At 65.0% G+C, this 24,247-nt stretch carries 20 protein-coding genes and 2 tRNA genes; 17 read left to right on the top strand and 5 right to left on the bottom strand.

Annotated elements, in window-relative coordinates:
* The first annotated feature begins 13 nt into the window (after positions 1 to 13).
* The 5 genes from ilvC to metG all read left to right on the top strand — a co-directional run bounded on the left by ilvC (position 14) and on the right by metG (position 8,087).
* Positions 14 to 1,039: a ketol-acid reductoisomerase gene (ilvC, locus tag J5251_RS16645; RefSeq protein ID WP_074701972.1), complete on the top strand. Its 1,026-nt coding sequence runs from the start codon at positions 14 to 16 to the stop codon at positions 1,037 to 1,039.
* Between the two features lie 154 nt (positions 1,040 to 1,193).
* The gene (gene serA / locus J5251_RS16640; protein ID WP_139006548.1) at positions 1,194 to 2,783 is read left to right on the top strand and encodes a phosphoglycerate dehydrogenase; all 1,590 of its coding nucleotides are present in this window, start codon (positions 1,194 to 1,196) and stop codon (positions 2,781 to 2,783) included.
* Between the two features lie 113 nt (positions 2,784 to 2,896).
* Positions 2,897 to 5,704, top strand: a complete 2,808-nt coding sequence (locus tag J5251_RS16635; protein ID WP_208574641.1) for an ABC transporter permease — start codon at positions 2,897 to 2,899, stop codon at positions 5,702 to 5,704.
* The gene (locus J5251_RS16630) at positions 5,701 to 6,405 is read left to right on the top strand and encodes an ABC transporter ATP-binding protein (protein ID WP_208574640.1); all 705 of its coding nucleotides are present in this window, start codon (positions 5,701 to 5,703) and stop codon (positions 6,403 to 6,405) included. Before J5251_RS16635 ends, J5251_RS16630 begins: the two co-directional genes overlap by 4 nt.
* A gap of 122 nt (positions 6,406 to 6,527) precedes the next feature.
* Complete coding sequence (gene metG, locus J5251_RS16625; protein WP_208574639.1) at positions 6,528 to 8,087, top strand: methionine--tRNA ligase; 1,560 nt, start codon at positions 6,528 to 6,530, stop codon at positions 8,085 to 8,087.
* Between the two features lie 7 nt (positions 8,088 to 8,094).
* Here the strand turns inward: metG and J5251_RS16620 are convergent, their stop codons facing one another.
* Genes J5251_RS16620 through J5251_RS16610 form a run of 3 tightly spaced genes read right to left on the bottom strand, consistent with a single transcriptional unit; the run spans position 8,095 to position 10,349 of the window.
* Positions 8,095 to 8,655, bottom strand: coding sequence for a hypothetical protein (locus tag J5251_RS16620; RefSeq protein ID WP_139006544.1), 561 nt, complete (start codon positions 8,653 to 8,655; stop codon positions 8,095 to 8,097).
* 56 nt (positions 8,656 to 8,711) lie between these two features.
* On the bottom strand, positions 8,712 to 10,118 hold the full coding sequence (locus J5251_RS16615) for an APC family permease (protein WP_208574638.1): 1,407 nt from the start codon (positions 10,116 to 10,118) through the stop codon (positions 8,712 to 8,714).
* Positions 10,119 to 10,166: 48 nt separating this feature from the next.
* Positions 10,167 to 10,349: a hypothetical protein gene (locus J5251_RS16610; RefSeq protein WP_208574637.1), complete on the bottom strand. Its 183-nt coding sequence runs from the start codon at positions 10,347 to 10,349 to the stop codon at positions 10,167 to 10,169.
* Positions 10,350 to 10,467: 118 nt separating this feature from the next.
* Between J5251_RS16610 and J5251_RS16605 the strand changes: the two genes are divergently transcribed.
* The 11 genes from J5251_RS16605 (at position 10,468) to J5251_RS16555 (ending at position 21,796) form a co-directional block, all read left to right on the top strand.
* Positions 10,468 to 11,535 carry a 3-isopropylmalate dehydrogenase gene (locus J5251_RS16605; RefSeq protein ID WP_139006541.1) on the top strand — a complete coding sequence of 356 codons (1,068 nt, stop codon included), beginning with the start codon at positions 10,468 to 10,470 and terminating at the stop codon, positions 11,533 to 11,535.
* Between the two features lie 54 nt (positions 11,536 to 11,589).
* Positions 11,590 to 12,693, top strand: a complete 1,104-nt coding sequence (locus tag J5251_RS16600) for a branched-chain amino acid aminotransferase (RefSeq protein WP_139006540.1) — start codon at positions 11,590 to 11,592, stop codon at positions 12,691 to 12,693.
* Positions 12,694 to 12,890: 197 nt separating this feature from the next.
* Positions 12,891 to 13,922, top strand: coding sequence for a M14 family zinc carboxypeptidase (locus J5251_RS16595; RefSeq protein WP_208574636.1), 1,032 nt, complete (start codon positions 12,891 to 12,893; stop codon positions 13,920 to 13,922).
* Between the two features lie 135 nt (positions 13,923 to 14,057).
* A complete protein-coding gene (locus tag J5251_RS16590; RefSeq protein WP_208574635.1) occupies positions 14,058 to 14,861 on the top strand; it encodes an MBL fold metallo-hydrolase in 804 nt (267 codons plus the stop codon).
* A 10-nt stretch (positions 14,862 to 14,871) separates the two neighbouring features.
* Positions 14,872 to 15,645: a fumarylacetoacetate hydrolase family protein gene (locus J5251_RS16585; RefSeq protein ID WP_208574634.1), complete on the top strand. Its 774-nt coding sequence runs from the start codon at positions 14,872 to 14,874 to the stop codon at positions 15,643 to 15,645.
* A gap of 12 nt (positions 15,646 to 15,657) precedes the next feature.
* Positions 15,658 to 16,251: a hypothetical protein gene (locus J5251_RS16580; protein ID WP_208574633.1), complete on the top strand. Its 594-nt coding sequence runs from the start codon at positions 15,658 to 15,660 to the stop codon at positions 16,249 to 16,251.
* 52 nt (positions 16,252 to 16,303) lie between these two features.
* The gene (gene gltX, locus J5251_RS16575; protein ID WP_208574632.1) at positions 16,304 to 17,818 is read left to right on the top strand and encodes a glutamate--tRNA ligase; all 1,515 of its coding nucleotides are present in this window, start codon (positions 16,304 to 16,306) and stop codon (positions 17,816 to 17,818) included.
* A gap of 150 nt (positions 17,819 to 17,968) precedes the next feature.
* Positions 17,969 to 18,040: transfer RNA gene (locus J5251_RS16570), tRNA-Gln, on the top strand.
* A gap of 117 nt (positions 18,041 to 18,157) precedes the next feature.
* Positions 18,158 to 18,230 (top strand) — tRNA-Glu (locus tag J5251_RS16565).
* A 126-nt stretch (positions 18,231 to 18,356) separates the two neighbouring features.
* Complete coding sequence (locus J5251_RS16560; protein ID WP_208576208.1) at positions 18,357 to 20,150, top strand: dynamin family protein; 1,794 nt, start codon at positions 18,357 to 18,359, stop codon at positions 20,148 to 20,150.
* Complete coding sequence (locus J5251_RS16555; protein ID WP_208574631.1) at positions 20,147 to 21,796, top strand: GTPase; 1,650 nt, start codon at positions 20,147 to 20,149, stop codon at positions 21,794 to 21,796. The genes J5251_RS16560 and J5251_RS16555 overlap by 4 nt, the downstream gene beginning before the upstream one ends.
* Before the next feature lie 36 nt (positions 21,797 to 21,832).
* Here the strand turns inward: J5251_RS16555 and J5251_RS16550 are convergent, their stop codons facing one another.
* A complete protein-coding gene (locus tag J5251_RS16550) occupies positions 21,833 to 22,360 on the bottom strand; it encodes a DUF1697 domain-containing protein (protein ID WP_208574630.1) in 528 nt (175 codons plus the stop codon).
* A gap of 106 nt (positions 22,361 to 22,466) precedes the next feature.
* Between J5251_RS16550 and J5251_RS16545 the strand changes: the two genes are divergently transcribed.
* On the top strand, positions 22,467 to 23,471 hold the full coding sequence (locus J5251_RS16545) for a thiamine-phosphate kinase (protein ID WP_208574629.1): 1,005 nt from the start codon (positions 22,467 to 22,469) through the stop codon (positions 23,469 to 23,471).
* An 11-nt stretch (positions 23,472 to 23,482) separates the two neighbouring features.
* Here J5251_RS16545 and J5251_RS16540 read toward each other — a convergent pair whose 3' ends face one another.
* A complete protein-coding gene (locus J5251_RS16540) occupies positions 23,483 to 24,202 on the bottom strand; it encodes an IclR family transcriptional regulator (RefSeq protein ID WP_139006532.1) in 720 nt (239 codons plus the stop codon).
* Positions 24,203 to 24,247 lie beyond the last annotated feature (45 nt).

The raw sequence follows: 24,247 nt of genomic DNA, 5'->3' as shown, positions 1-24,247 counted from the left end.
AGGAGAAATACAAGTGACTGAGCTCTACTACGACGACGACGCCGACCTCTCGATCATCCAGGGGCGCACCGTTGCCGTCATCGGTTACGGCAGCCAGGGCCACGCCCACGCGCTGAGCCTGCGCGACTCGGGCGTGGACGTCCGCGTTGGACTCAAGGAAGGTTCCAAGTCCCGCGAGAAGGCGGAGGCCGAGGGCCTGCGCGTGCTCGGCGTTGCCGAAGCAGTTGCCGAAGCCGACCTGATCATGGTGCTGACCCCGGACCAGGTGCAGCGCCACGTGTACGCCGAGGACATCGCACCGAACCTGCAGTCCGGCGATGCCCTGTTCTTCGGCCACGGGTTCAACATCCGCTACGGCTACATCAAGCCGCCGGCCGACGTCGACGTTGCCCTCGTTGCCCCCAAGGGTCCGGGCCACATTGTCCGCCGCGAATTCGAAGCAGGCCGTGGCGTGCCGGACCTGATCGCCGTGGAGCAGAACGCCTCCGGCAAGGCCAAGGAACTGGCGCTGTCCTACGCGAAGGCCATCGGCGGCACCCGTGCGGGCGTCATCGAAACCACCTTCACCGAAGAGACCGAAACCGACCTGTTCGGCGAGCAGGCTGTTCTCTGCGGCGGTGCTTCGCAGCTGATCCAGTACGGCTTTGAAACCCTGACCGAGGCAGGCTACAAGCCGGAGGTTGCGTACTTCGAAGTGCTGCACGAACTCAAGCTCATCGTTGACCTGATGGTCGAAGGCGGCATCGCCAAGCAGCGCTGGTCCGTGTCGGACACCGCCGAGTACGGCGACTACGTTTCCGGCCCGCGCGTCATCGACGAGCACGTGAAGGAAAACATGAAGGCCGTGCTGGCCGACATCCAGTCCGGTGCCTTCGCCAAGCGCTTCATCGACGACCAGGATGCCGGCGCGCCGGAGTTCGCCGCCCTGCGCAAGAAGGGTGAGGACCACCCGATCGAGGCCACGGGCCGCGAACTGCGCAAGCTTTTCTCGTGGATCAAGACCAACGATGACTACACCGAGGGCTCCGTAGCCCGCTAAGGAACGCATGCGGCGTTCCTCGCCGCACGCAGACCTGGATTAATCGGCATAGGGGCCGGACGCACATTGGTATTCTTAACAATGCGCGTCCGGCCCCCTTGTCGGTCTTAGACTGTACTCACCCCACCATGCAACGCAGCGAAGGAACACCCCTGTGGAAAAACCTGTAGTTCTCCTTGCCGAAGAACTGTCGCCCGCAACCGTCGAGGCACTGGGTCCCGACTTCGAGATCCGCCAGACAGACGGGGCGGACCGCTCCCAGCTGCTCTCCGCTATTGCAGATGTAGATGCCATCCTGGTCCGTTCCGCCACCAAGGTGGACGAGGAAGCCATCGCTGCAGCCAAGAATCTGAAGGTCATCGCCCGTGCCGGCGTCGGCTTGGACAACGTGGACATCAAAGCAGCGACGCAGGCGGGCGTCATGGTGGTCAACGCGCCGACGTCGAACATCGTTTCCGCGGCTGAACTGACCGTCGGGCACATCCTCTCGCTGGCACGCCACATTCCGGCCGCCAATGCTGCACTCAAGAACGGTGAATGGAAGCGTTCGAAGTACACGGGTGCCGAGCTCTACGAAAAGAAGGTCGGCATCATCGGCCTCGGCCGGATCGGAGCCCTGATCGCTTCACGCCTGCAGGCCTTCGAAACCCAGATTCTCGCTTACGACCCGTACGTCACCAGCGCACGTGCCGCCCAGCTCGGCGTCCAGCTGGTGAGCCTGGACGAGCTGCTTGAGCAGTCGGACTTCATCTCCATCCACATGCCGAAGACGCCCGAAACCATCGGCATGATCGGCGCCGAGGCCTTCGAGAAGATGAAGCCTTCCGCCTACATCGTCAACGTCGCCCGCGGCGGTCTGATCGACGAGGACGAGCTCTACACCGCCCTCAAGGAAGGCAAGATCGCCGGCGCTGCCATTGACGTTTTCGTCAAGGAGCCCAGCACCGACCTTCCGTTCTTCGCACTCGATAACGTTGTGGTCACCCCGCACCTGGGCGCTTCCACGGAGGAGGCACAGGAAAAGGCAGGCGTCTCCGTGGCCAAGTCCGTGCGCCTGGCCCTCGCCGGTGAACTCGTTCCCGACGCGGTCAACGTTGCCGGCGGCGTCATTGCTCCCGAGGTCCGCCCGGGCATCCCGCTGATCGAGAAGATCGGCCGCATCTTCACTGCACTGACACATGACTCGGTCACCCAGATCGACGTCGAGGTGGCCGGCGAAATCGCCGAGCTGGATGTCAAGGCCTTGGAACTGGCTGCGCTGAAGGGTGTCTTCAAGGACGTCGTTTCGGAACAGGTCTCCTATGTCAATGCGCCCGTGCTGGCGGAACAACGCGGGATCAACACCCGGCTGATCACCACCTCCGAGTCCGAGGAATACCGGAACGTCCTGACCGTACGCGGTGCTCTCTCCGACGGCAGCCAGATCTCCGTTGCCGGCACGCTGACCGGCCCGAAGCAGATCCAGAAGCTCGTGTGCGTCAACGGCTACGAAGTTGAAATCCCGATCAGCGAGCACCTGCTGGTCTTCACCTACGATGACCGCCCCGGTGTCATCGGCACCCTCGGCCAGCTGCTGGGCAATCACAACATCAACATCGCCGGCATGCAGGTATCCCGCAACGAAGACAAAAAGCAGGCCTTGGCGCTGCTGGCTGTGGACAGCTCTGTGCCGCAGGATCTGCTGGAGGAACTGCGCCAGACCATCGGCGCAACCCTGGCCCGGGCAGTCGACCTGCAAGACTGATCCAGCTGTAGTGCAGGCCCGTTGAGCAGTTGGCTTTCGCATCGGCTCAACGGGCCTTTGCGCTTATCTCCTCTCTTTTTCGTACCGTCAAGTCCTTATGTGGGGGAATACAGTTGAACGCAGCAGCACGATTCTTGCGTAGCCGCTCGCTCGTAGTCACGGTAGTGGTCCTGGTCGCGGCCATGCTGCTATCGGTGTTCATCCAGGACCGTGCCCAGTCATCCCTGGGACAGGTAGTGGATACCAACTCCCGGGGACTCTACGACATCTTGGTACTCCCCGAAGGCAAGGGCCCGGATACAGACACGCTGAAACAGCCGGACTACGTTTCCGGTACCGGCGGCATCACCCAGGAACAGCTCGGGCAGATCCGCGGCCTCGCCGATGTTGGAGTCGCGGCGCCGATAAGCCTGGTCTCCAAGGTTGTGCAGGACATCGAGTTTCCCCAGTTGAAGGCCACGGACTACGTGGGCTACAACGAAAACATCGAAGGCTACCTCGAACAACAGAACATCACCGATGCAGTGCCGGCCGAGGAATGGCCTGAGCCGGACTCCGTGCTCAGCGAGGAACCGAAGAACTACCGGATCACGGCCAAGGCCGTCACCTCCAACGGCGTCAGCGACACTGTCCTGTTCGAAACCGCGGCGGAAGGTTCGCTGGGTCAGGCCAAGCTCGAGGAACTGAAGGTTCCCGGCGGCACCAGCCTGCGCACGGTGGCCCCGGAGGGGGAGACGGGCATCAAGTTCCCGGACCCCGCCGGCGGCAGTGCCCACGGCGATTTTGACCTCACCGTTGCACTGCCGATGCTGCCCCAGATCACCGAGACCGTTGTAGCCGTTGACCCCGCCGCCGAGCAGGCACTGCTGGGCGAGGCCGGCGGCTTCCTCGCGCCCCTGGCGAAGGCCCCAGCGCCGTCGGGCCGCAGCGCCATGGAACTGGGGGATAAGTTCTCGCAGCAGATGACGCCGGGTCTCTTCGCCGACGGCACCGACTCTGCCGTAATCGACGGGCACCCGTTCAGGTTCTGGAGCCCCTTCCTGACGCAGTACCGGGCGGCGGTGGAAGCGGGAACCCTGACCGAGGATTCGAAGGTGATCCCGCTGGTGGTCCGCTCCGGCACCGATCTGGATCTGACGTACTCCGTTGACATCGAAGAGATTGACGACGCCGGCAATACCGTTGCGGAGGTGGGTACTGTCAGCAAGGAACTGGGGGAGGAATACCTCCCGTTTGCCTCTTCCAAGCCTTTCCAGCTGCGCTGGCCCGGTGGCGAGGATTACAACTACCTGCTGGGCTCCGGCGGGGTCCAGGTTGTCGCTGGTCTGCACCAGCCGGCCGAGTGGACCACCGACTTCCTCTCCACTCCCGAGTACGTGGCCGGCGAAGCCAACCCGGACGGCAGCGTGGAACAGACGGTCACCCCGCAGGGCTGGGTCACCGTCAACGAGTTGCCGGAAAAGACGCTGCAATGGCAACTGGAGCCGGACCAGAGCCAGCGCGAGCCGGTCAACGAGCAGTCCTACCGGACCAGCCTGGACGATCCGGCCGACGCCGCCGCACCCCTTCCGTTTGTCTACGGCACCTTCGACGCCAATGCCGTGCGCGATGCTGCCGGCGACGTGAACTACCTGCCGCTGGGCGGCTACGACCCGGCGCGGGTGACGCTGACGGAAGACGCCGAAGGTAACAGCGTCGACGACACCGAGCTCAAGCCGGGCCTTAGCGGTGCGGGACTGGCAGTACAGTCCGCCGGTGCCATCACGGACTTCAACGGGCTGGCCGCCGTGCGCGGAACTTCGGACACCGATCCGGTCATTGACGCCGTTCGCGTCCGGGTGGATGCCGGCGGCAGTTGGGCCGATGCCGCACCGAACATCGATGCCGTAGCGGCCGCCATCGGCGACCTGGGCCTGGATGTCCAGGTTGTTGCCGGCTCCGCCCGTGAGGACGTTTCCATCTATGTACCCGAGTACCACCAGGAAGCCGACGGAACGGTGACCGACCTGGGTACGGTCAGCCAGTCCTGGGTCCGCCAGGGCGCTGCCTCGGCGGTCCAGAGCTCACTGGGCCAGGCCAGCTCGGCGTTGCTCTTCCTGACACTGGGCGGAGCCGCGCTGCTGACTGCAGCGAGCACAGTTGCGTTCACCCGCTCGCGCCGTACCGAAGCTGTGACCCTGCGCGCCATGGGCTGGACTCGGCCCCGGATCCGTTCGTGGTTCCTGGCCGAACTGCTCGTCGGCGCCGCGGCGCTGCTGGCCGTGGCGGTAGTGGTCAACGCCTTCAGCCGCACGCTGACCACGCTGGTGGTTTCCGGCGTCGTACTCATCGTCTATGTCGCGGCCTCCTTCCTCTCGGCCGCGATGCTGAAGCCGGTTCCGCCGGCCGGTGATGCGCCGTCCTCGTCAGGCACCGCGCCCATGATTGATACGCCGCTGAAATTCGCGCTGCGGCAGGTGAACACCAACCGGTTCAACGCCGGAGCGGTTGTTGTGGGCGTCGGTGTGCTCGGTGCGGCGGCCGGCGCACTGGCGGCGGTTATCCTCGACCTCCCGCGGGCAGCCGGCAGCACGGCGCTCGGCTCGCTGGCGCTCAGCCAGACCGGCGGCGTGAACATCGCGCTGGCGGTGCTCGGCGTGGTGACGGCATTGGTGCTGACCCTGATGACCGGCCGTTTCGATCTGGCCCGCAAACGCGAGCAGTGGGACATTCTTGAGGCGATGGGCTGGACTCCCACGCTGCTGCTCTCGCTGCGGCGGAGCGAAGCGGGGCTGCTGGCGGTGATGGCCCTGCCGCTGGCCGTCCTCGGCGCCGTCGGCGTCTCCCTGGCCGTGGCACCGCATGCCGCGCTGCGTGCGGTGGCCGCCGGCGTGCTGGCAGTGATTCTCTGGTTCATCCTGATGACAAGGACACGGAAATGATTGAACAACCGCAGACGCGTGCCGAGAAGATCGGGCGTACCGCGGACCATGCCATGCCGCTGGAGCTGCGTGGCATCACCATCCGCTATGACGGTGGCGGCGGCGAGCCGCTGGTGGTCGCAGAGGATTTCGACCTTGGCCTGGAGGCGGGGAGCATGCACTGCCTGGCCGGACGAAGCGGCTCGGGCAAGACCAGCATCCTGACGGTGGCGGCCGGCCTGACGCTGCCGACATCGGGCGAGGTGTTCTGGCAGGGCGATTCGCTCGATGAGATGGACGACGACGAAATCTCCGACCGCCGCCGCGCCCTCATCGGGTATGTGGACCAGGGCGGGGCGCTGATCGACGGGATGAGCGCGCTTGAGAACGTGTTGCTGCCCGCGGTGCCGGACAAACAGGTTGAAGCGAAGACCGAGATGGCCAAGGATCTGCTGGACCTGGTGGGGCTGGGACGCCGGATGCGGCATTACCCGGCGCAGCTGTCCGGCGGCGAGCGGCAGCGGGTGGCGATTGCGCGCGCGCTGATCCTGGGCACGCGCGTGCTTGTGGTGGATGAGCCGACGGCCAGCCTGGACCGCGAGCATGCCAACCAGATCATCGGCATCCTCAAGGACACCACCAAGGACGGGATTGCGGTCCTGGTGGCGTCCCACGACGAGGAACTGATCAAGGTGGCGGACAGCCGCACCCACATGTACTGAGACGGCCAACTGCCGCCGAAGGCGCCGTAAGCGGAGGATCCGGGTGCCGCCGTCGTTGTCACGAAGACGGCGGCGGCCGGCCGCTTTCGACAAGCGCCGAGCACACACGGTAATTTCTATAGGTGACCTCTTCTGCTGATAAGCCCCCGTACTACATCACCACGGCTATTTCGTACCCCAACGGCGTGCCCCACATCGGACATGCCTACGAGTTCATCGCCACGGATGCTATGGCGCGGTTCAAGCGGCTGGACGGCTACGACGTCTGCTTCCTGACCGGAACGGACGAACACGGGCAGAAGATGCTGCACACCGCGGAGAAGGAAGGCATCACCCCGCTGGCCTTGGCCAAGCGTAACTCGGATGTCTTCCAGGCTACCCAGGACGGCCTGGGCATCAGCTACGACCGCTTCATCCGTACCACGGACGAAGACCACTACGCCGCCGCGCAGGCCATCTGGAAGCGGATGGAAGACGCCGGGGACATCTACCTCGACAAGTACGAGGGCTGGTACTCCGTCCGCGACGAGGCCTACTATGGCGAGGACGAGACTGAAGTCCGCGAGGACGGCAAGCGCTACTCGATCCAGACCGACACCGAAGTCACTTGGACCGAAGAAGAGTCCTACTTCTTCCGCCTGTCGGCCTACCAGGACAAGCTGCTTAAGCTTTACGAAGACCAGCCGGAATTCGCCGCCCCGCGCACCCGCTTCAACGAGGTCATCAGCTTCGTCAAGCACGGCCTGATGGACCTGTCCATCTCCCGCACCACCTTCGACTGGGGTATTCCGGTGCCGGGCAATCCCAAGCACGTGATGTACGTGTGGGTGGACGCGCTGACCAACTACCTCACCGGCGTCGGCTTCCCGGACACCGAGGCGGACGCGTTCCGCAAGTGGTGGCCGGCCGATGTCCACGTGATCGGCAAGGACATCTCCCGCTTCCACGCCATCTATTGGCCGGCGTTCCTGATGTCCGCCGGGCTGGAACTGCCCAAGCGCGTGATGATCCACGGCCATCTGTACAACCAGGGCGTGAAAATGTCCAAGTCGCTGGGCAACGTGATTGCGCCGTCGGACTGGGTGGCGCAGTACGGTCTGGACCAGATGCGCTTCTTCCTGCTGCGCGAAGTCCCCTTCGGCGCAGACGGCTCCTACAGCCACGAGGCCATTGTCGGCCGGATGAACGCGGATCTGGCCAACAATCTGGGCAACCTGGCCCAGCGCTCCCTGTCCATGGTGGCCAAGAATTGCGAGGGCAAGGTTCCGCAGCCCGGCACGCTCGCCGCCGAGGACCATGAATTGCTGGCGCGGGCCGAGCGGCTGCTGGAAAAGTCCCGCGCAGCCTACGAACTGCAGGATTTCCACGCATCGCTGGAGGCGATCTGGACCGTCCTGGGCGATACCAACGCGTACTTCGCCGAGCAGGCTCCCTGGGTGCTGCGCAAGACGGACGTGGAGCGGATGAACACCGTGCTCTATGTCACGCTGGAGGTGCTGCGGATCGTCTCTATCCTGGTCCAGCCGGTGATGCCCGGTTCGGCTGCCAAACTGCTCGATGTGCTGGGACAGAGCAACGACGGCGCCCGCGATTTCGCTGCCATCGCCAAGGCTATGGTGCCGGGTACGGATTTGCCGGCGCCGACACCGATCTTCCCGAAGTACGAAGAGCCCGCCGGCTAAGGGCTGCTTAGGCGACGTCCGGTCGGGCCAGGAAACGGTCCTTAGCCGTGCGCTCCATGATGCGGGCCATCGTATCCAGCTGGCGGTTGGTCTGGGCCAGCAGTTGCCGGAAACGCGACGCATCGAGCCGCGGCTCCGCTTCTGCCAGTACGATCAGGGTCCGCCAGAGGCATTCCTTGCCGCGGAGCGCGGACTGAAGCATTTCCAGCTCCAACTGTGCTCCTGCGCCTCCGCCGATTCGCAGCGGGTTGAGCGGATTGATCTTGCCCACCACAGCGCCGCCTGCGGCTGCGACTTTCTTGAAGGTGCTCCGCCGGTAGCCGAACTGCCCCATCAGTTCCTTGACCTCGCGGCGTTCGGCGATGACCTCGTTGCGCAAGCGCTGGAGGTCGGCCTCGAATTCGGTTCCGGCCCAGGACTCCCGGGCCGAACCGAAGAGCCTGATTCCGGTCTTGGCACCCAGCAGATGATCGTCCAGATAGGCAGCAAATTCGTCGTTGTCCAGCCGGCCCGGCTGCTTGTGGTCCTGGTCCATCGTGTGGTCCTCCCGATCGTCGGTCATCAGCATGCTTGCTATTTTTGCAGATCCTGATCGGGTTGTCGTTGACCCGGGGGCGGAGGGCTTTAGCCGGCCAGGTCCTCCGGGTGCCTGATTCGGGTCTTCTTTGCCCGCACGCCACGGTTCCACAACCAGGTCAGCAGCCACAGCACGATGCCCAGGCCAATCATCACTCCGGCGATCTGGTATTCGATGGGATCCTGCGCCCAGGGGCCGACGAGGAAGGCGCAAGTCGCCACCCCTAGGTAAGGAAGGACCGTGGGGGACTGGAAATGCGGCCGGTCTATCGGCCGGCGGCGCAGGACGAGGACGGCGACGTTCACCACGGTGAAAACGCAGAGCAGGAGCAGCGCCGTGGTCCCGCCCAGGGCACTGACGGTGTCGGTGCCCATGAAGTTGGTGACGGTAATGATCAGGGCGAGGGCAATCAGTGTGGTGAAAATGATGGAGGCCCACGGTGAACGGCGGTTCGGCAACACCTTGCCCAGCGAGCGGGGCAGCACGTCCTGTTTGGCCATGCCATAGAGCAGGCGGCTGGCCATCAGCATGTTGATCAGCGCGGTATTGGCCACCGCAAACATGGAGAGGAACGGATAAATGACATCCACCGGCAGGCCCGGTGCCCCGGCCTGCACCACCTCGAGCAGCGGTGTGGGGCTTTCGGACAGCACACCGATGGGGACAATAGCCACTGCGGCCACGGAGACGAGAATGTAGATCAGGACGGTGATGCCCAGACCGGTCAGCATGACTTTGGGAAAAATCTTGACCGGATCCTTAGTTTCCTCCGCCATGTTGACCGAGTCCTCGAACCCCACCATCGAGAAGAAAGCGAGCGACGTGGCAGCCGTAATGGACAGGAAAGCGCCTTTGTCGGCGGACGTTTCGAAGATCAACACCCTGCTGAAGTCCACGTTGCCCTGGGACATGGCCCAGAAACCGATGAAGATCACGATCATCAGGCCGGTGAACTCAACCAGGGTCAGGACCACATTGAACTTGATGCTCTCGGCGACACCGCGCAAATTGATCATCGCCAGCACGAGCATGAAGATCACCGCGACCCACGTGACTCCGCCCTGGTCCCAGTCAAGGTTGAACCCCACGATGAAGTTCTCGGCCAGGAACTTGGATGCGGTGGAAGCGGAGGTGATGCCGGAGCTGAGGACCGCGAAGGTGACCAGGAACGTCAGGAAATGGATGCCGAAGGCCTTGTGTGTGTAGAGCGCGGCGCCGGCTGCTTGCGGATATTTCGTCACGAGTTCCAGGTACGAGAACGCGGTGATGGTGGCAACAATGAAGGCCAGCAGGATCGGTGCCCAGGCGGCGCCGCCCACCTCGCCGGCAATCCGCCCGGTCAGGGCGTAAACGCCTGTGCCGAGGATGTCCCCGACTATGAACAGCAACAGGAGCTTCGGACCTATGGCCCGTTTGAGCTCCGGTTGCTCATGGGTTTCGGTGGTGCTGCTCATCGTTGAACTCCCGTCCAAGCGCGGTGCCTACGGTCAGAGACTTCACAGTCAACGTAACACGCTGCCCCTGCCATGTCTCGGGTCCGCGGCGTCCGATCCGCAGGAGCTGGCTTTCCCGCCGGTGAACCAGCCGGACAAGGAGTGCCAGCGGTACAGAATGCCCAGCCCGGACCTGAGCAGCGCGGCCACGCCCGCGATCAGGACGGCCTCCAGGGCAAGCCTGCCGCGCATGATCCAGAACTCTATGCCGCGGTCTGCGCTCCCAACATCATGCCCGGGTCTGATTTTCAACTGTTCACAAAGTGAGATGGCTTGCTCAGGATGTGGGATCGTTCCCTAGACTGGAGGCATGAACGCAGCAGAGTCACAGGCATTTTCACTGGCAGTCATCCCCGGAGACGGAATCGGTCCCGAGGTGGTGGCAGAAGGAGTCAAGGTACTCAAGGCGGCGACCGCCAATGAAGACGCCACCTTTGAACTGACGGAGTACAAGCTCGGTGCCGAGCACTGGCTGGCCACGGGGGAGACCCTGCCGGAAGACACGCTCGACAGGCTGCGCGGCCACGACGCCATTCTGTTCGGCGCCGTCGGTGCGGCTCCCGGGGACACCCGCATTCCCTCCGGCATCATCGAACGCGAGATGTTGCTCAAGCTGCGCTTTAGCCTGGACCACTTCGTCAACCTGCGTCCGTCCAAGCTCTTTCCCGGCGTGCCCAGCCCGCTGGCCAACCCCGGCGAAGTGGATTTCGTCGTCGTGCGTGAAGGTACCGAAGGCCCCTACGTCGGCAATGGCGGCGCGCTGCGCGTCGGCACGCCGCATGAGATCGCCACCGAAGTCTCGGTCAACACCGCCCACGGCGTGGAGCGTGTGGTCCGCGATGCCTTCCGCCGTGCGTCGGCCCGCCGCAAGAAGCTGACCCTGGTCCACAAGCACAATGTACTCGTCCATGCGGGCCACCTGTGGCGCCGCCAGGTCGAGGCAGTGGGGCGCGAGTTCCCCGATGTCGCCGTCGACTACCTGCATATCGACGCGGCCACCATCTTCATGGTCACCGACCCGAGCCGCTTCGACGTTATCGTCACGGACAACCTCTTCGGCGACATCATCACCGATCTGGCCGCCGCTATCACCGGCGGCATCGGCCTGGCAGCCTCGGGCAACATCAACATGGACCGCACCGCCCCGTCCATGTTCGAACCGGTCCACGGCTCCGCCCCGGACATTGCCGGCCAGCAGAAGGCCGATCCCACCGCCGCCATTCTGTCCGTGGCCCTGCTGCTGGAGCATCTTGGCCTGGACGCTGCCGCTGCCCGGGTGCAGGATGCAGTGGAGAAGGACATCGCCGGCCGCGGCACCGAACCGCGTACGACGTCGGAGATCGGCGATGCTATTGCCTCACTTTTGGCAGTAGGCTAGTTAGCAGCCCTTAACTCGAATCACAACGGCGTGCCCTAAGACCGTGGAGGAACCATGACCCAAACGCTGGAATTCACCCAGCAGCTCTCGGACCATCCGAAGAGCGCCGAAGAACGTGCTGCCATACTGGCCGACCCGGGTTTCGGCAACTACTTCACGGACCACACGGCCGTCGTCGATTACAAAGTCGACGCAGAAGGGAACGGCGGCTGGTCCGGCGCGCGGATCGAGCCTTACGGTCCCATCGCCCTGGATCCCTCCGCAGCCGTGCTCCACTACGGCCAGGAAATCTTCGAGGGGATGAAGGCGTACAAGCACGCGGACGGTTCGGTCTGGACCTTCCGTCCCGAGGCTAACGCGAAACGGATGAACCGCTCCGCCCGCCGGCTGGCGCTGCCGGAAATTCCGGAGGAGACGTTCCTGGAGTCCCTGCGGCAACTGGTGGAGGTGGACAAGGACTGGGTGCCCAACGGCGACGGCGAAGCGCTGTACCTGCGCCCGTTCATGATCGCCACGGAGGCGTTCCTCGGCGTGCGGCCGGCGCGGGAGGTTTCCTTCCGCGTCATCGCCTCGCCGGTCGGCAACTACTTCGGCGGCGAGCTGAAGCCGGTGTCGATCTGGCTGTCGGAACAGTATGCCCGGGCAGGCCGCGGCGGTACCGGGGAAGCCAAATGCGGCGGCAATTATGCGGCTTCGCTGGCCCCGCAGATGGAAGCCGAGGCGCACGGCTGCAAGCAGGTACTGTTCCTGGACCCGTTCAATGACAATGCCGTGGAAGAACTCGGCGGAATGAACATTTTCTTCGTGTTCAAGAACGGCACGCTGGTCACGCCCGAGCTGAACGGAAACATCCTGCACGGCGTCACGCGCTCCTCCATCATCCAGCTGGCCAAGGACCGCGGCCTCGACGTGCAGGAACGCAAGATCACCATTGACGAGTGGCGGGACGGGGTCGCTTCCGGCGACATCACGGAGGCCTTCGCCTGCGGCACGGCAGCGGTCATCACGCCCATCGGAGAACTGAAGACCAAGGACGGCTCTATCGGCTCTCCGGGCAGCAACGCCGGTGAAGTGTCGATGTCCATCCGCAAGCAATTGCTGGGCATCCAGACCGGCGCCGTGGAGGACACACACGGCTGGCTGACCCGCCTGGCCTAGGCGCAGCCAGCCCGGATCAGATTACAAGGGCCCCGTTCGCACAGTGCGGACGGGGCCTTTTGCCGTTGGTGCGGAATTCCCTCGAATTAAAGTTTGGGGTCTGGAGCGCATATTTGATCGTTTAACCTATCGCTGCCGCGCGTGGGCGGATAGCTTGCAAACATCACCCGCAGATCGCACCAGGAGGAACCTCGTCCATGAGAAAACCACTTGCCGCAGCAGTCTTGGCCGGAGCCCTCGCTCTGACCGCCGTCACGGCACCCGCCGCCGTAGCAGCCGGCGAAGGCCCCAATTACGGCGGCAATGAAACCGTCAACACCTCAATTCTCCACACCTATGAGGAACTGGCGGCTGAGCTCGACGTGCAGGACGCCAAACAGCCGCGGTTGGACGTTGACGTCATCGGGCAGACCGTGAAGGGCCGCGATATCTTCTTGGCGAAGTACATCAGCAACCCGGAGAACCCCACGGTCCTCTTCCTCACGCAGCAGCATGGGAACGAGCAGCTGACCACGGAAGGCGCCCTGGAATTCATCAAGCACCTGGGCACGGGCAAGACCAAGGGCGTGCTGGACGGGGTCAATGTCCTGATCGTGCCGATGCTCAACGCGGACGGTGCCATGGGGGACGTCAACTTTCCGCTGGACGATTACATTGCCGCCGGTGACCGGCACCTGACCCGGTACAACGCCAATGAAGTGGACATCAACCGGGATCACATCACCAGGAACCAGCCGGAAACCCGGGCGCTGCATGACAATGTCCTGGGCAAGTACAACATCGACTACATGATTGACCTGCACCACCAGGGCGCCCAAAGCGAACGGGACGGACAGCTCGTCTCGGGCTCCATCCTGTACCCGACCACAGAGAACGTGGAAGCGGATGTGCTGGAAGGCTCGAAGCAGCTAGGTGCCGTCGTCTTCAACGCCGTCGACTCCACGGGCTGGGGCCACCTGGGCAAGTACGTCGGCGGGACCGCCGAAACGATCAGCCGCAACGGCATCGCCGTCGAATACGGCATCTCGACACTGCTGTTCGAGATGCGCGGTATGAGCGACCACTACCGTGATGACTACGTGCTCGGCCAGAAATCTAACGGCTACCTGATCAAGCAAACCGTCACCACGCTCGACGCTGCTGTCCGGGCCATTTCGGACCGCTCCATCGACGACGCCGACACCTCCTTCTGGGATACGCTCGCCGAGCAGAACACCCGCAGCGAGTAACCCCGGTCGGTAGGCAACATCATAAAGTCCGACGGCGGTGCCCGGCTTGGGAGAGCCGGTCACCGCCTTCGCCGCTCCTCGTTCCGGGATTCGTCAGACATCCCGGAACCGGTGCCGGGATGCAAGGATAGGGACGTGAACGCAGCATCGAATCCGAACCTGGTCCGCAGCAGCACGCTCACCCGCTACCGGCTGGCGCCGAATCCCGGGCCGATGAGCCTGGAGGGGACCCAGTCCTACCTGATCAGCGCTCCCGGCGAGCCCGGCGTCGTAGTCGTGGATCCGGGGCCGCTGGATGAGGCGCACCTGCAGGAACTGGCCGCCGCGGGCAACGTCGAGCTGGTGCTGATTACGCACCACCACATCGATCACACCGAGGCCAGTGCGCGGTTCCACGAGCTGACCGGAGCACCCGTGCGTGCCTTGGACCGGGCCCAGTGCCACGGCGGCGATCCGCTCACCGACGGCGAAACCATTCGCACCGCCGGCGTGGATATCTCGGTCCTCGCCACTCCCGGGCACACGGCGGATTCCGTGTCTTTCCATCTTCCCGACGACGGTCCGGACGGCTCCGTGCTCACCGGCGACACCATTTTGGGCCGGGGGACAACCATCATCGCCTACCCGGACGGCCGGCTGGGCCCTTATCTGGAGTCGCTGGAGAAACTGGCCGCGCTCGGGCCGGCAAAAGTCCTGCCGGCCCACGGCCCCCTCCTGCCTGATCTTTCAGCCATCTGCCGCGAATATGCGGAGCACCGCCAGCTGCGGCTGGACCAGATTCGCGCCGCTCTGAAGGAGCTCGGCGAGCACGCAGGCGTCGACGCCGTCACCGATTATGTTTACAACGACATCGATCCGTCGGTGCGCGGGGCGGCCGAAGCATCCGTCGCGGCACAGCTGGATTACCTGCGCTCCGGAATCCAGCGCCGGAGCCGCTAGGGTAGTTCGTATGCGTATCGCCCGATTTGTACTTGACTCTGACCCTGCTTTCGGCATCGTCGAAGGTGACGAAGGAAATGAAGAGGTCGCGGTCATCGCCGGTGACCCGTTCTTCTCCGGAATCCAGCTCACCGGTGCCCGCCACAAGCTTGAGGACGTGCGGCTGCTGGCCCCCATCATTCCCCGCAGCAAGGTGGTCGGTATCGGCCGCAACTACGCCGAGCACATCAAGGAAATGGGTAACGAAACCCCGGCCGCACCGCTGATGTTCCTGAAGCCGAACACCTCCGTCATCGGTCCGAACGAACCGATGGTGCTGCCCGAGTTTTCGGAAGAGGTGTCCTACGAGGCGGAGCTGTGCGTAGTGATCGGCCGGATCTGCAAGGACGTCCCGGCCGAACGGGTCGACGAAGTGATCTTCGGCTACACCTGCGGCAACGACCTGACCGCCCGCGATGCCCAGCGTACGGACAACCAGTGGGCCCGTGCCAAAGGCTTCGATGGCTCGGCACCGATCGGACCTTGGATCGAAACGGAACTGGACACCGAAGATCTTGCGGTCAAGGGCTGGCTCGACGGCGAATTGAAGCAGGACGGCAACACGGCCCAGATGACCTGGAGTGTCAAGGAGCTCGTTGCCTATGTCTCCCAGGCCTTCACCCTGCTGCCCGGTGACATCATCATGACCGGCACCCCGGCCGGCGTCGGGACGATCGAGGCCGGGCAGCGCTACGAGGTTGAGATCGAAGGCATCGGACGGCTGTCCAACACTGCGCGCCGCTAGCCTGGACGAACGATGATGACGGCGCCACGCGGCCCGGCGGCGGCCCGCACCATCGCAGCGGTGCTGCCGCCCGCCGTCGTCTGGGCCGTGGTCCTGATCTTGAGCCCTGTGCTCGAATACGGTCTCGGCCGGATGGTGTGGTGGGGAACCGGGGCGGCTTTCCTGCTGTGCTTTGTGCCGTGGGCCATCGTTACGTGGCTGGACAAGCGGGGTGACCTGCGCCGCGGGATCGAACGGCTCGGCTTCGGCCCGCTGATGGTGTGCACCGGAGTGTTGATGTACGGGACCTTGCGGGCCATCCAGTGGCTGAACGGTCCGCTGGGACTTGCGGCCGTCATCTTCGCCATTTACGGTGGCTTTGCCTTGATGCTGCTCTTCCGCCGAGCCGGCCCGGACTGGACTTGCATGACCTATGGCGGAGCCGCCGCCATCCTGGTCTTGATGGCAGGAATGACCGGATTGATCGGCGCAGTGCTGCTGGCAGCCGGTGTCTGGGCACAGACGCTTCTGCAGCCTGCGCAGGCCGGGCGTTTCGCGGTTTCGGCGCTGGCCGGAGCCGTGGTGTGCGGAGGAATCTATGCGCTCCTTGAGCAGGCAGTGCGGTAGCGTCCGCTGAGCCGCGGGCAGAGTTCCGGCACGGGCTAAACTGGACTCCATCATGACTAATGCATCTGCCCTTCCTGCTGACCTGCCCACTGTCGATGCCGAAACACCTGTCCGGGTACGGTTCTGCCCGTCGCCCACCGGAACCCCGCACGTCGGCCTCATCCGCACTGCCCTGTTCAACTGGGCCTACGCCCGGCACACCGGCGGGACCATGGTCTTCCGGATCGAAGACACGGATGCCGCCCGCGACAGCGAGGAAAGCTACCAGCAGTTGCTGGAAGCGATGAAGTGGCTCGGCATCACCTGGGACGAGGGCGTCGAAGTCGGCGGTCCGCACGGACCCTATCGCCAGTCCCAGCGCGCTGACATCTACCAGGACGTCATTACCAAGCTGAAGGAAGCCGGTCACGTCTACGAGTCCTACTCGACGCCGGAAGAGGTCGAGGCCCGGCACAAGGCAGCTGGCCGCGACGCCAAACTCGGTTACGACAACTTCGACCGGGACCTGACCGGGGAACAGATCGCCGCATTCAAGTCAGAGGGACGCGAGCCCGTGCTGCGCGTGCGGATGCCGGACGAGGACCTGACCTTCAACGATCTGGTCCGGGGCGAAATCACGTTCAAGGCCGGGACTGTACCGGACTTCGCCGTCGTCCGCGCCAACGGCAAGCCCCTCTACACGCTGGTGAACCCGGTGGACGATGCGCTGATGGGCATCACCCATGTCCTTCGCGGCGAGGATCTGCTCTCCTCCACGCCGCGCCAGATCGCCCTGTACCGGGCGCTGGTGGACATCGGTGTGGCGCGCTACATGCCGCTGTTCGGCCACCTGCCCTATGTCATGGGCCAGGGCAACAAGAAACTGTCCAAGCGGGACCCGGAGTCCAACCTCTTCCTGCACCGCGAACGCGGCTTCATCCGCGAGGGGCTGTTGAACTACCTGTCGCTGCTGGGCTGGAGCCTGTCCGCGGACGAAGACATCTTCACGGTGGACCAGCTGGTGGAGAACTTCGATATCCACGATGTGCTCTCCAACCCTGCGCGCTTCGATCTGAAGAAGGCCGAGGCCATCAATGGAACCCACGTGCGGCTGCTGGAACCGGGGGACTTCAGGCTGCGCCTGGTCCCGTACCTGCAGCATGCCTCCTTGGTAGGGGAGACCCTCACGGAGCGGGACCATATGGTGCTGGCCGAGGCCGCCCCGCTGATCCAGGAACGCATCACCTTGCTGGGGGAAGCCCCGGACATGATCGCCTTCCTGTTCAAGAAAGACGACGAAATCGACATCGCGGACGACGCGCGCAAGGGGCTGCCGGAAAACCTGGCTGAAGTCCTGGACGCGGCGCTGGTTGCCTTGGAACCGATCGAGGAGTGGACCGCGGAAAACATCCAGACTGCTCTGCGTACCGCGCTGGTGGAAGAACTGAGGCTTAAGCCGCGGCTGGCCTTCGGCCCGGTCCGGACCGCTGTCTCCGGCCGCCGGATCTCCCCGCCGCTATTCGAGTCCATGGTCATCCTCGGGAAGAACTCTTCGCTGGCCCGCATCAAGGCTTTCCAAAACGCCTAGAACAGGCGCTTTCGGGTGATGTGACGGACGCCTCAGCGGGTAACCGGCCAACCGTTTTGTGTAAACGGAAGACCTCCGGTAAAGTAATTACTCGTGCTGAGGCGCTGAGGAAGTAAGCAAGAAGCTTCCCGCAGGGCCCGAAAGCACCTTTGGGATATGGTGTAATTGGCAACACAACGGTTTCTGGTACCGTCATTCTAGGTTCGAGTCCTGGTATCCCAGCGCTGGGAATTGCGCTGTTTACAGAGTAGTTCCGGCCAAATAATGAATTTGGCAGCCGGGCAAAGTGTGTGAAATACTCATGAAGCTCGATCGGCGAAAGCCGGTAAAAAAGTGCAAGGCCCCATCGTATAGCGGCCTAGTACGCCGCCCTCTCACGGCGGTAACGCGGGTTCGAATCCCGCTGGGGTCACAGATAACCGGTCCCGGACATTTTGTCCGGGGCCGGTTTTTTCGTGTGCACGTTCCGGTCCTGTTCCAGGAACGCTTCCGGACGGAATTCCCAAGTCAACGGTGAATGCCTTGAGGTGCTGGCATGATGGAATCTGTGACAGGTACAACAGGCAACCGCCCGGAACCGGCCTCGGACGGGTTGGCACTGGCGGAGGCGGTCCGCGATGCGCTCGGCGAGTTGACGCTTCCGCTTCATCTGCCCGGAGCCGCGCAGACCCGCCACGACATCCACGCAGCGCTCGACCAACTGGAGGACTATGTCCTGCCGCGCTACCGGAGCTTGGACGCTCCGCTGCTGGCCGTTGTGGGCGGATCCACCGGCGCCGGCAAATCCACGTTGGTCAACGCGCTCGCTGGCCGCCCGGTCACCCGCACGGGCGCCATCAGGCCGACGACGCGCCAACCTATCCTGCTGCACAATCCGCGGGACCGTTCCTGGTTTTCGGACCAGCGCGTCCTGCCCGCCCTGAACCGCATCACCTCGGCCGCGGAGCCCGCCGGTGGACTGCCGGCGGAGCGGGCAGGCGCCGAACCGGATCCGCGCGCCATGTCGTCCCTGGTCCTCGTCCCTGAATCCACGATCCCGCCCGGCATCGCCCTGCTGGATGCACCCGACGTGGACTCCATATCGGACGATAACCGCAAGCTGGCGGGGCAGTTGCTGTCGGCGGCCGACCTGTGGCTGTTTGTGACCACGGCCAACCGGTATGCGGACGCCGTGCCGTGGAAGCTGCTGCTGGAAGCAGGCCGCCGGGACATTCTCGTCGCCGTCGTGCTGGACCGCGTTCCGGTCGGCGTTGAGGACGAGGTCCGGGCGGATCTCGCCGGGCTCCTGGAACGCGAAGGACTGGGCAACGCGCGGCTCTTTGTCGTCCCCGAGTCGCCCCTGGATGAGCTGGGCATGCTGCCGTATGCCGCGGTGACGGATATCCGCGGCTGGCTGCTGGAGATTTCCGCGGACGCGACGGGAAGGGCCGCCATTGCGCGCCGGACCCTGAGTGGGGCGGTCGCGTCGCTGGCCGCCACGACCGCGTCCGTGGCGGATGCACTGGACGCCCAGTCCGTCGCTGCCGCCAGACTGCGTGACGACGTGCTGGACGCCTATAACAGTGCAGCCCGGCGGACCCTCGACTCCACCCAGGACGGCACGCTGCTGCGCGGTGAAGTGTTGGCCCGCTGGCAGGACTTCGTGGGAACCGGAGAGTTCTTCCGCTCGATCGAGAGTGGGATCGGTCAGCTGAGGGACCGGATCGGCGCCTTCTTCAGCGGTAAGCCCGCACCCTCCGTCAACGTCGAGGCCGCAATTGAAACGGGGCTGCAGGCCGTGATCGTGGACGAGGCAGCCAAGGGCGCCGAGGACGCTGATGCGCGGTGGCGCAACGATCCGGCTGGGCGGCAGTTGCTGGGCAACAAGGATTTGTCTACCGTCAGCGACGGTTTCAGCGACAAGGCCTCGGCCGAAATCCGGGCCTGGCAGGGAGACCTGCTGGAGATGATCCAGACGGAGGGCGCCAGCAAGCGGCTTACCGCCAGGATGCTTTCCTTTGGGGTCAACGGGCTCGGCGTGGCGCTAATGGTGGTGGTCTTCGCCGCCACCGGTGGGCTGACCGGCATCGAGATCGGGGTTGCCGGCGGAACAGCTGTGGTCGGCCAAAAACTGCTGGAGGCCGTTTTCGGCGAGGACGCGGTCCGCCGCCTCGCCCGCAAAGCGCGGGAAGGGCTAAAAATTCGGACGGAAAACCTCATGCGGGAGGAAGCAACACGTTTCCTCTCCCTGATCGACGACCAGGACGCCGCGGCGCTTGCCGCCGGACTGCGCGGCCAGTCAGCGCAGCTGTCCGCGCTGGCCCGGCGAACCGGAGCGGAGGGCGTGGCATGAGCCGGCACCGGGGAGAGAAGGAACGCTCGCCGTTGCGCAGCCGGCTGGAGGCTCTGAACACTGCGCGCGAACTTGCCCAAGAACGACTGCCGGATGAGACGCTGACACCCGTCACGGAAGTACTGAACCGGGCCAGCACAAGACGGTCGTTGTCGGCCGAACATACCGTTGTCGGTTTCTTCGGCGCCACGGGCAGCGGTAAGTCATCCCTGTTCAACGCGGTAGCTGGCCAGGAAGTAGCGACCGCTGCCGCCCGCCGCCCGACGACTTCCGAGCCGTTGGCGGGTGTCTGGAATCCAGTCGGAAGCGAGCCGCTGCTCGATTGGCTCCAGGTCAAACAGCGGCATCTGATGGATGCTCCGCCGGCGAGCGGCCGCCAGGAACATGGTGCCGACGAAGATGGCTACGGCGGACTGATCCTGCTTGATCTTCCTGATTTCGACTCCACCGCCGTCGAACACCGGGAGATCGTGGAACGGCTCGCGGGTCAGGTGGACGTCCTCGTCTGGGTGCTCGATCCGCAGAAATACGCTGATGCCGCCCTGCACCAGGGTTTCCTGCGCCCGCTTGCCTCGTACGGAGCGGTCACCATGGTGGTGCTCAATCAGATCGACCGGCTGGCTACGCGCGAAGTGCGGCCGGTGCTGGACTCGCTGAAGCAGATCCTGGCGCAGGACGGACTCGATGGTGTAGCGGTCTACCCGGCCTCCGCGATGACCGGCGCGGGCGTCGATGAACTGCGCACGGCCATCCGCACCGTGGTCGACCGACGCCGCGCCAGCACGGAACGCCTGCTGGCCGATATCGACGCTTCTGCCGCCGCATTGGCGAACGGCTCGTCCGGCCCGGCGCTTCCGGCCGTGCCGAAGGAAGCCAAACAGAAGCTCTCTGAGCACCTGGCCCAGTCTGCGAGCGTGGACGTGGTGGCGGAAGCGGTGCGCAAGTCCTACCGCAGGCAGTCGCACGCCAACACTGGCTGGCCGGTCACCCGTTGGCTGGGCAAACTCCGCCGTGATCCCTTGAAGCGGCTCAACCTGGACCGCAGGGATGTCAATCCCGCGGTGAACCGGTCTTCCCTGCCTGAGCCGGGCCCCGCGCAGCGGGCGCAAGCGGATTCCGCGGTCCGGGCCTTCGCCGATACGGCCGGCAGCCGGGCACCGGAAGTATGGCGCGGCTCCATCCGCAGAGCTGCCCGTGCCAGCGCACCCCAGCTGCCCGATGCCCTCGACCAGGCTATGGCCGGGACGGACCTGGGCTCAAACCGGAAGTCGTGGTGGTGGCCGGTGATCGGCGCTCTCCAATGGATCGCCCTGGCCGCGGCGGCCGCTGGCGCCCTCTGGCTTCTGGGGCTGGCCGTCCTGGGCTACCTCCAGTTCGAAGTACCTCCGGCGCCGCGGGTCGAGGGCTTCCCGGTTCCCACGCTGCTGCTGGTGGCCGGCGTCCTGCTGGGCATCGTGCTGGGGTTGGCATCGGCATTGGTCGCCCGGGTAGCGGCGGCCTCCAGGGCAGCTAAAGCACGACGGCGGCTGCGGTCGGCGGTGGAGCAGGTGGCGGAGAGGAAAGTGGTGGCTCCGGTGGAGGAAGAGATCCGCCGCTACAACAGCTTCCGGGAGGCCCTGGCGGCCGCGCGCGGGGGCACGGGCTAGCGGGGGGCAGGGATCAGCGAGGCCAATTGCGGCGTCTTAGCCAGCGGCAGCCAGAACCTTCAGCATCGTACGGAGGTTGCGTGTCGTCGTCGTACTTTTGAATCTCTTGTGCGCCACCAGCTTGTTCACCGGGCTGTCCAGCGTGCCGCCCTTGGCCGCAGTCCAAGCCATCGCTTCGGGTCCCAGCAGAATGCCGTCCCCGTCGGCGGCCGCGGCTGCCTTATGCAGCTCCTGCAGCTCGGCCGGATCCGACGTGACCGTGACGTAGGCATGGACGCCGGCAGTGTCGGCCGGGTAGGGGCACGCCGCCACCAGTTCGTCCAGCCGTTCAGCGCTGAGGACCACGACCCAGGCGTCGTAACCGAAGCGCTCGCGCAGTTTCGCCTCGACCAGTTGCTTCACCTCTTCGGCCGGGCCATCGCTGGCGCACACAATATTGCCGCTGGCCAGCAGGGTCCTGACATCGTGGAGGGGCAGCTCGGCCAGGGCCGCCTTCAGCTCTGCCATCTTGATGTTGATACCGCCGACGTTGATCCCGCGCAGGAAGATGGCATAGGTGGTCATGGGGGCAGATTACCCGTTGGCGCGCCGGTAGTGAATGATCTAGTCAGGACCAAACGCAAACAAGGCCGCGCAGGATTTTCCGGGGCCGGAACGGGGAAGCTCAGAAGTGGCGGAACATCTTACGGTGGCTCAACTGGACGAGCGGGCACTGCTGGAACGGATTTTCCCGCGGCTGGGTGCGGCCGATGTGCCGGTCGGCCCCGGGGACGATGCCGCGGTGATCGAGGCTCCCGACGGGCGTACCGTGATTTCCATCGACACCCTGGTCCAGGACCAGGACTTCCGGCTCGAATGGGCCAGCGGCTACCAGAGTTCAGGGTTCGACGTCGGGTGGAAATGCGCCGCGCAGAACGTATCAGACATCAACGCCATGGGTGCTGTGCCCACGTCGCTGGTCATCAGCCTGACCCTCCCCGCGGACACTCCGGTGCGCTGGGTGGAGGACATGGCGGACGGGCTCCGCACGGCGCTGCACGAACTGGGCGCAGAGCGATGCGCCGTGGTGGGCGGCGACCTGGGCCGGGGCGCCGTCCTGGTGGTGACGGCAGCGGTGACCGGGGATCTGCAGGGCCGGGCACCGGTCCTGCGGTCCGGGGCGCGGCCGGGCGACCTGGTGGCGGTCGGCGGATCGCTGGGCAGGGCGGCCGCCGGGCTGGCGTTGCTCGAGGGAACCTCGGGCTACGGCGGCATGCCGCCCGAACTGCAGGCTCTGGCCGCCGCCCAGTCGCGGCCGCTGCCGCCGCTGGCACTGGGGCCGCGGGCTGCGCGGGCCGGAGCACACGCCATGATGGACATATCCGACGGACTGATCCGCGACGCCGGACGGCTGGCCCGTGCGAGCGGCGCCTCCTTGGCCCTTGACTACCAGCGGCTGGACCTTTTCGAGGTCCCGCTTCGGCAGGCGGCCCGTATGCTGGACGCTGATCCGCGGCATTGGGTGCTGGGCGGGGGAGAGGACCACGGGCTGCTGGCGGTTTTCCCGCCCGGCGCTGGGCTGCCCGAGGGGTTCGTGCACATCGGGAGTGTTGTCGAAGCGGCGGCCGGTGCCGCCGAGGTAACCGTGGACGGCGAGGTACCGGACGTGCTCGGCTGGGATCATTTCATGGGCTGATCCAGGCGCGTTCAGTCGGTGGTCTTGCGCAGCGCGTCGGTCAACTGCTGTGCGGCCTGGACTACCACTTCTGCATGGATGCGTCCGGGCTGGCGGCTGAGCCGCTCGATCGGTCCGGAAATGGAGACGGCCGCGATCACCCGGCCGGAAGGCCCGCGCACGGGGGCGGAAACGGACGCGACGCCGGGTTCGCGCTCGCCCAGGCTCTGGCCCCAACCGCGGCGGCGGACCCCGGCAAGTACCGTAGGCGTGAAGCGGGCGTTCTTCAACCCCTCCAGCAGGCGCTCATGGTCCTCCCACGCCAGCAGGACTTGGGCGGCCGAGCCTGCCTTCATGGAGAGCTGGGTGCCCACCGGGATGGTGTCGCGCAGGCCGATCGGCCGCTCCGCCGAGGCCACGCACACACGCCATTCGCCCTGTCGGCGGAAGACCTGCGCGCTCTCGCCGGTGGCATCGCGCAGGGCAAGCAGCACCGGGCCGGCGGAGGCGATCAGGCGGTCTTCGCCGGCGGCCGAAGCCAGCTCGACCAGACGGCTGCCCAAGACGAACCGGCCCTGGATGTCTCGGCTGACCAGACGGTGGTGGACCAGGGCCAGTGCCAGGCGGTGGACAGTGGGGCGCGCGAGCCCCGTAGCGGCCACCAGCTGGGCCAATGTTGTGGGCCCGGCCTCCAGCGTGTCCAGCACCATGGCTGCCTTATCGATGACTCCGACGCCGCTTGATTTGTCCATAACATGATATTGCCGTCTCATTATCTGAGATGCAAGTTGAAAAAG

Origin of the sequence: Arthrobacter crystallopoietes (genome assembly GCF_017603825.1) — a bacterium.
GTDB lineage: Bacteria > Actinomycetota > Actinomycetes > Actinomycetales > Micrococcaceae > Crystallibacter > Crystallibacter crystallopoietes_B.
The sequence above is the reverse complement of the archived record's forward strand: the minus strand, read 5'-3'. Positions and strand labels throughout refer to the sequence as shown.

Coding starts and splice junctions, on each gene's coding strand:
- J5251_RS16595 (WP_208574636.1), top strand. CDS start 12,891: ATGAGAAAACCACTTGCCGCAGCAGTCTTGGCCGGAGCCCTCGCTCTG.
- J5251_RS16610 (WP_208574637.1), bottom strand. CDS start 10,349: ATGCGCGGCAGGCTTGCCCTGGAGGCCGTCCTGATCGCGGGCGTGGCC.
- J5251_RS16600 (WP_139006540.1), top strand. CDS start 11,590: ATGACCCAAACGCTGGAATTCACCCAGCAGCTCTCGGACCATCCGAAG.
- J5251_RS16585 (WP_208574634.1), top strand. CDS start 14,872: ATGCGTATCGCCCGATTTGTACTTGACTCTGACCCTGCTTTCGGCATC.
- gltX (WP_208574632.1), top strand. CDS start 16,304: ATGACTAATGCATCTGCCCTTCCTGCTGACCTGCCCACTGTCGATGCC.
- J5251_RS16560 (WP_208576208.1), top strand. CDS start 18,357: ATGGAATCTGTGACAGGTACAACAGGCAACCGCCCGGAACCGGCCTCG.
- J5251_RS16615 (WP_208574638.1), bottom strand. CDS start 10,118: ATGAGCAGCACCACCGAAACCCATGAGCAACCGGAGCTCAAACGGGCC.
- J5251_RS16605 (WP_139006541.1), top strand. CDS start 10,468: ATGAACGCAGCAGAGTCACAGGCATTTTCACTGGCAGTCATCCCCGGA.
- J5251_RS16630 (WP_208574640.1), top strand. CDS start 5,701: ATGATTGAACAACCGCAGACGCGTGCCGAGAAGATCGGGCGTACCGCG.
- J5251_RS16550 (WP_208574630.1), bottom strand. CDS start 22,360: ATGACCACCTATGCCATCTTCCTGCGCGGGATCAACGTCGGCGGTATC.
- J5251_RS16620 (WP_139006544.1), bottom strand. CDS start 8,655: ATGCTGATGACCGACGATCGGGAGGACCACACGATGGACCAGGACCAC.
- J5251_RS16580 (WP_208574633.1), top strand. CDS start 15,658: ATGATGACGGCGCCACGCGGCCCGGCGGCGGCCCGCACCATCGCAGCG.
- J5251_RS16555 (WP_208574631.1), top strand. CDS start 20,147: ATGAGCCGGCACCGGGGAGAGAAGGAACGCTCGCCGTTGCGCAGCCGG.
- J5251_RS16540 (WP_139006532.1), bottom strand. CDS start 24,202: ATGGACAAATCAAGCGGCGTCGGAGTCATCGATAAGGCAGCCATGGTG.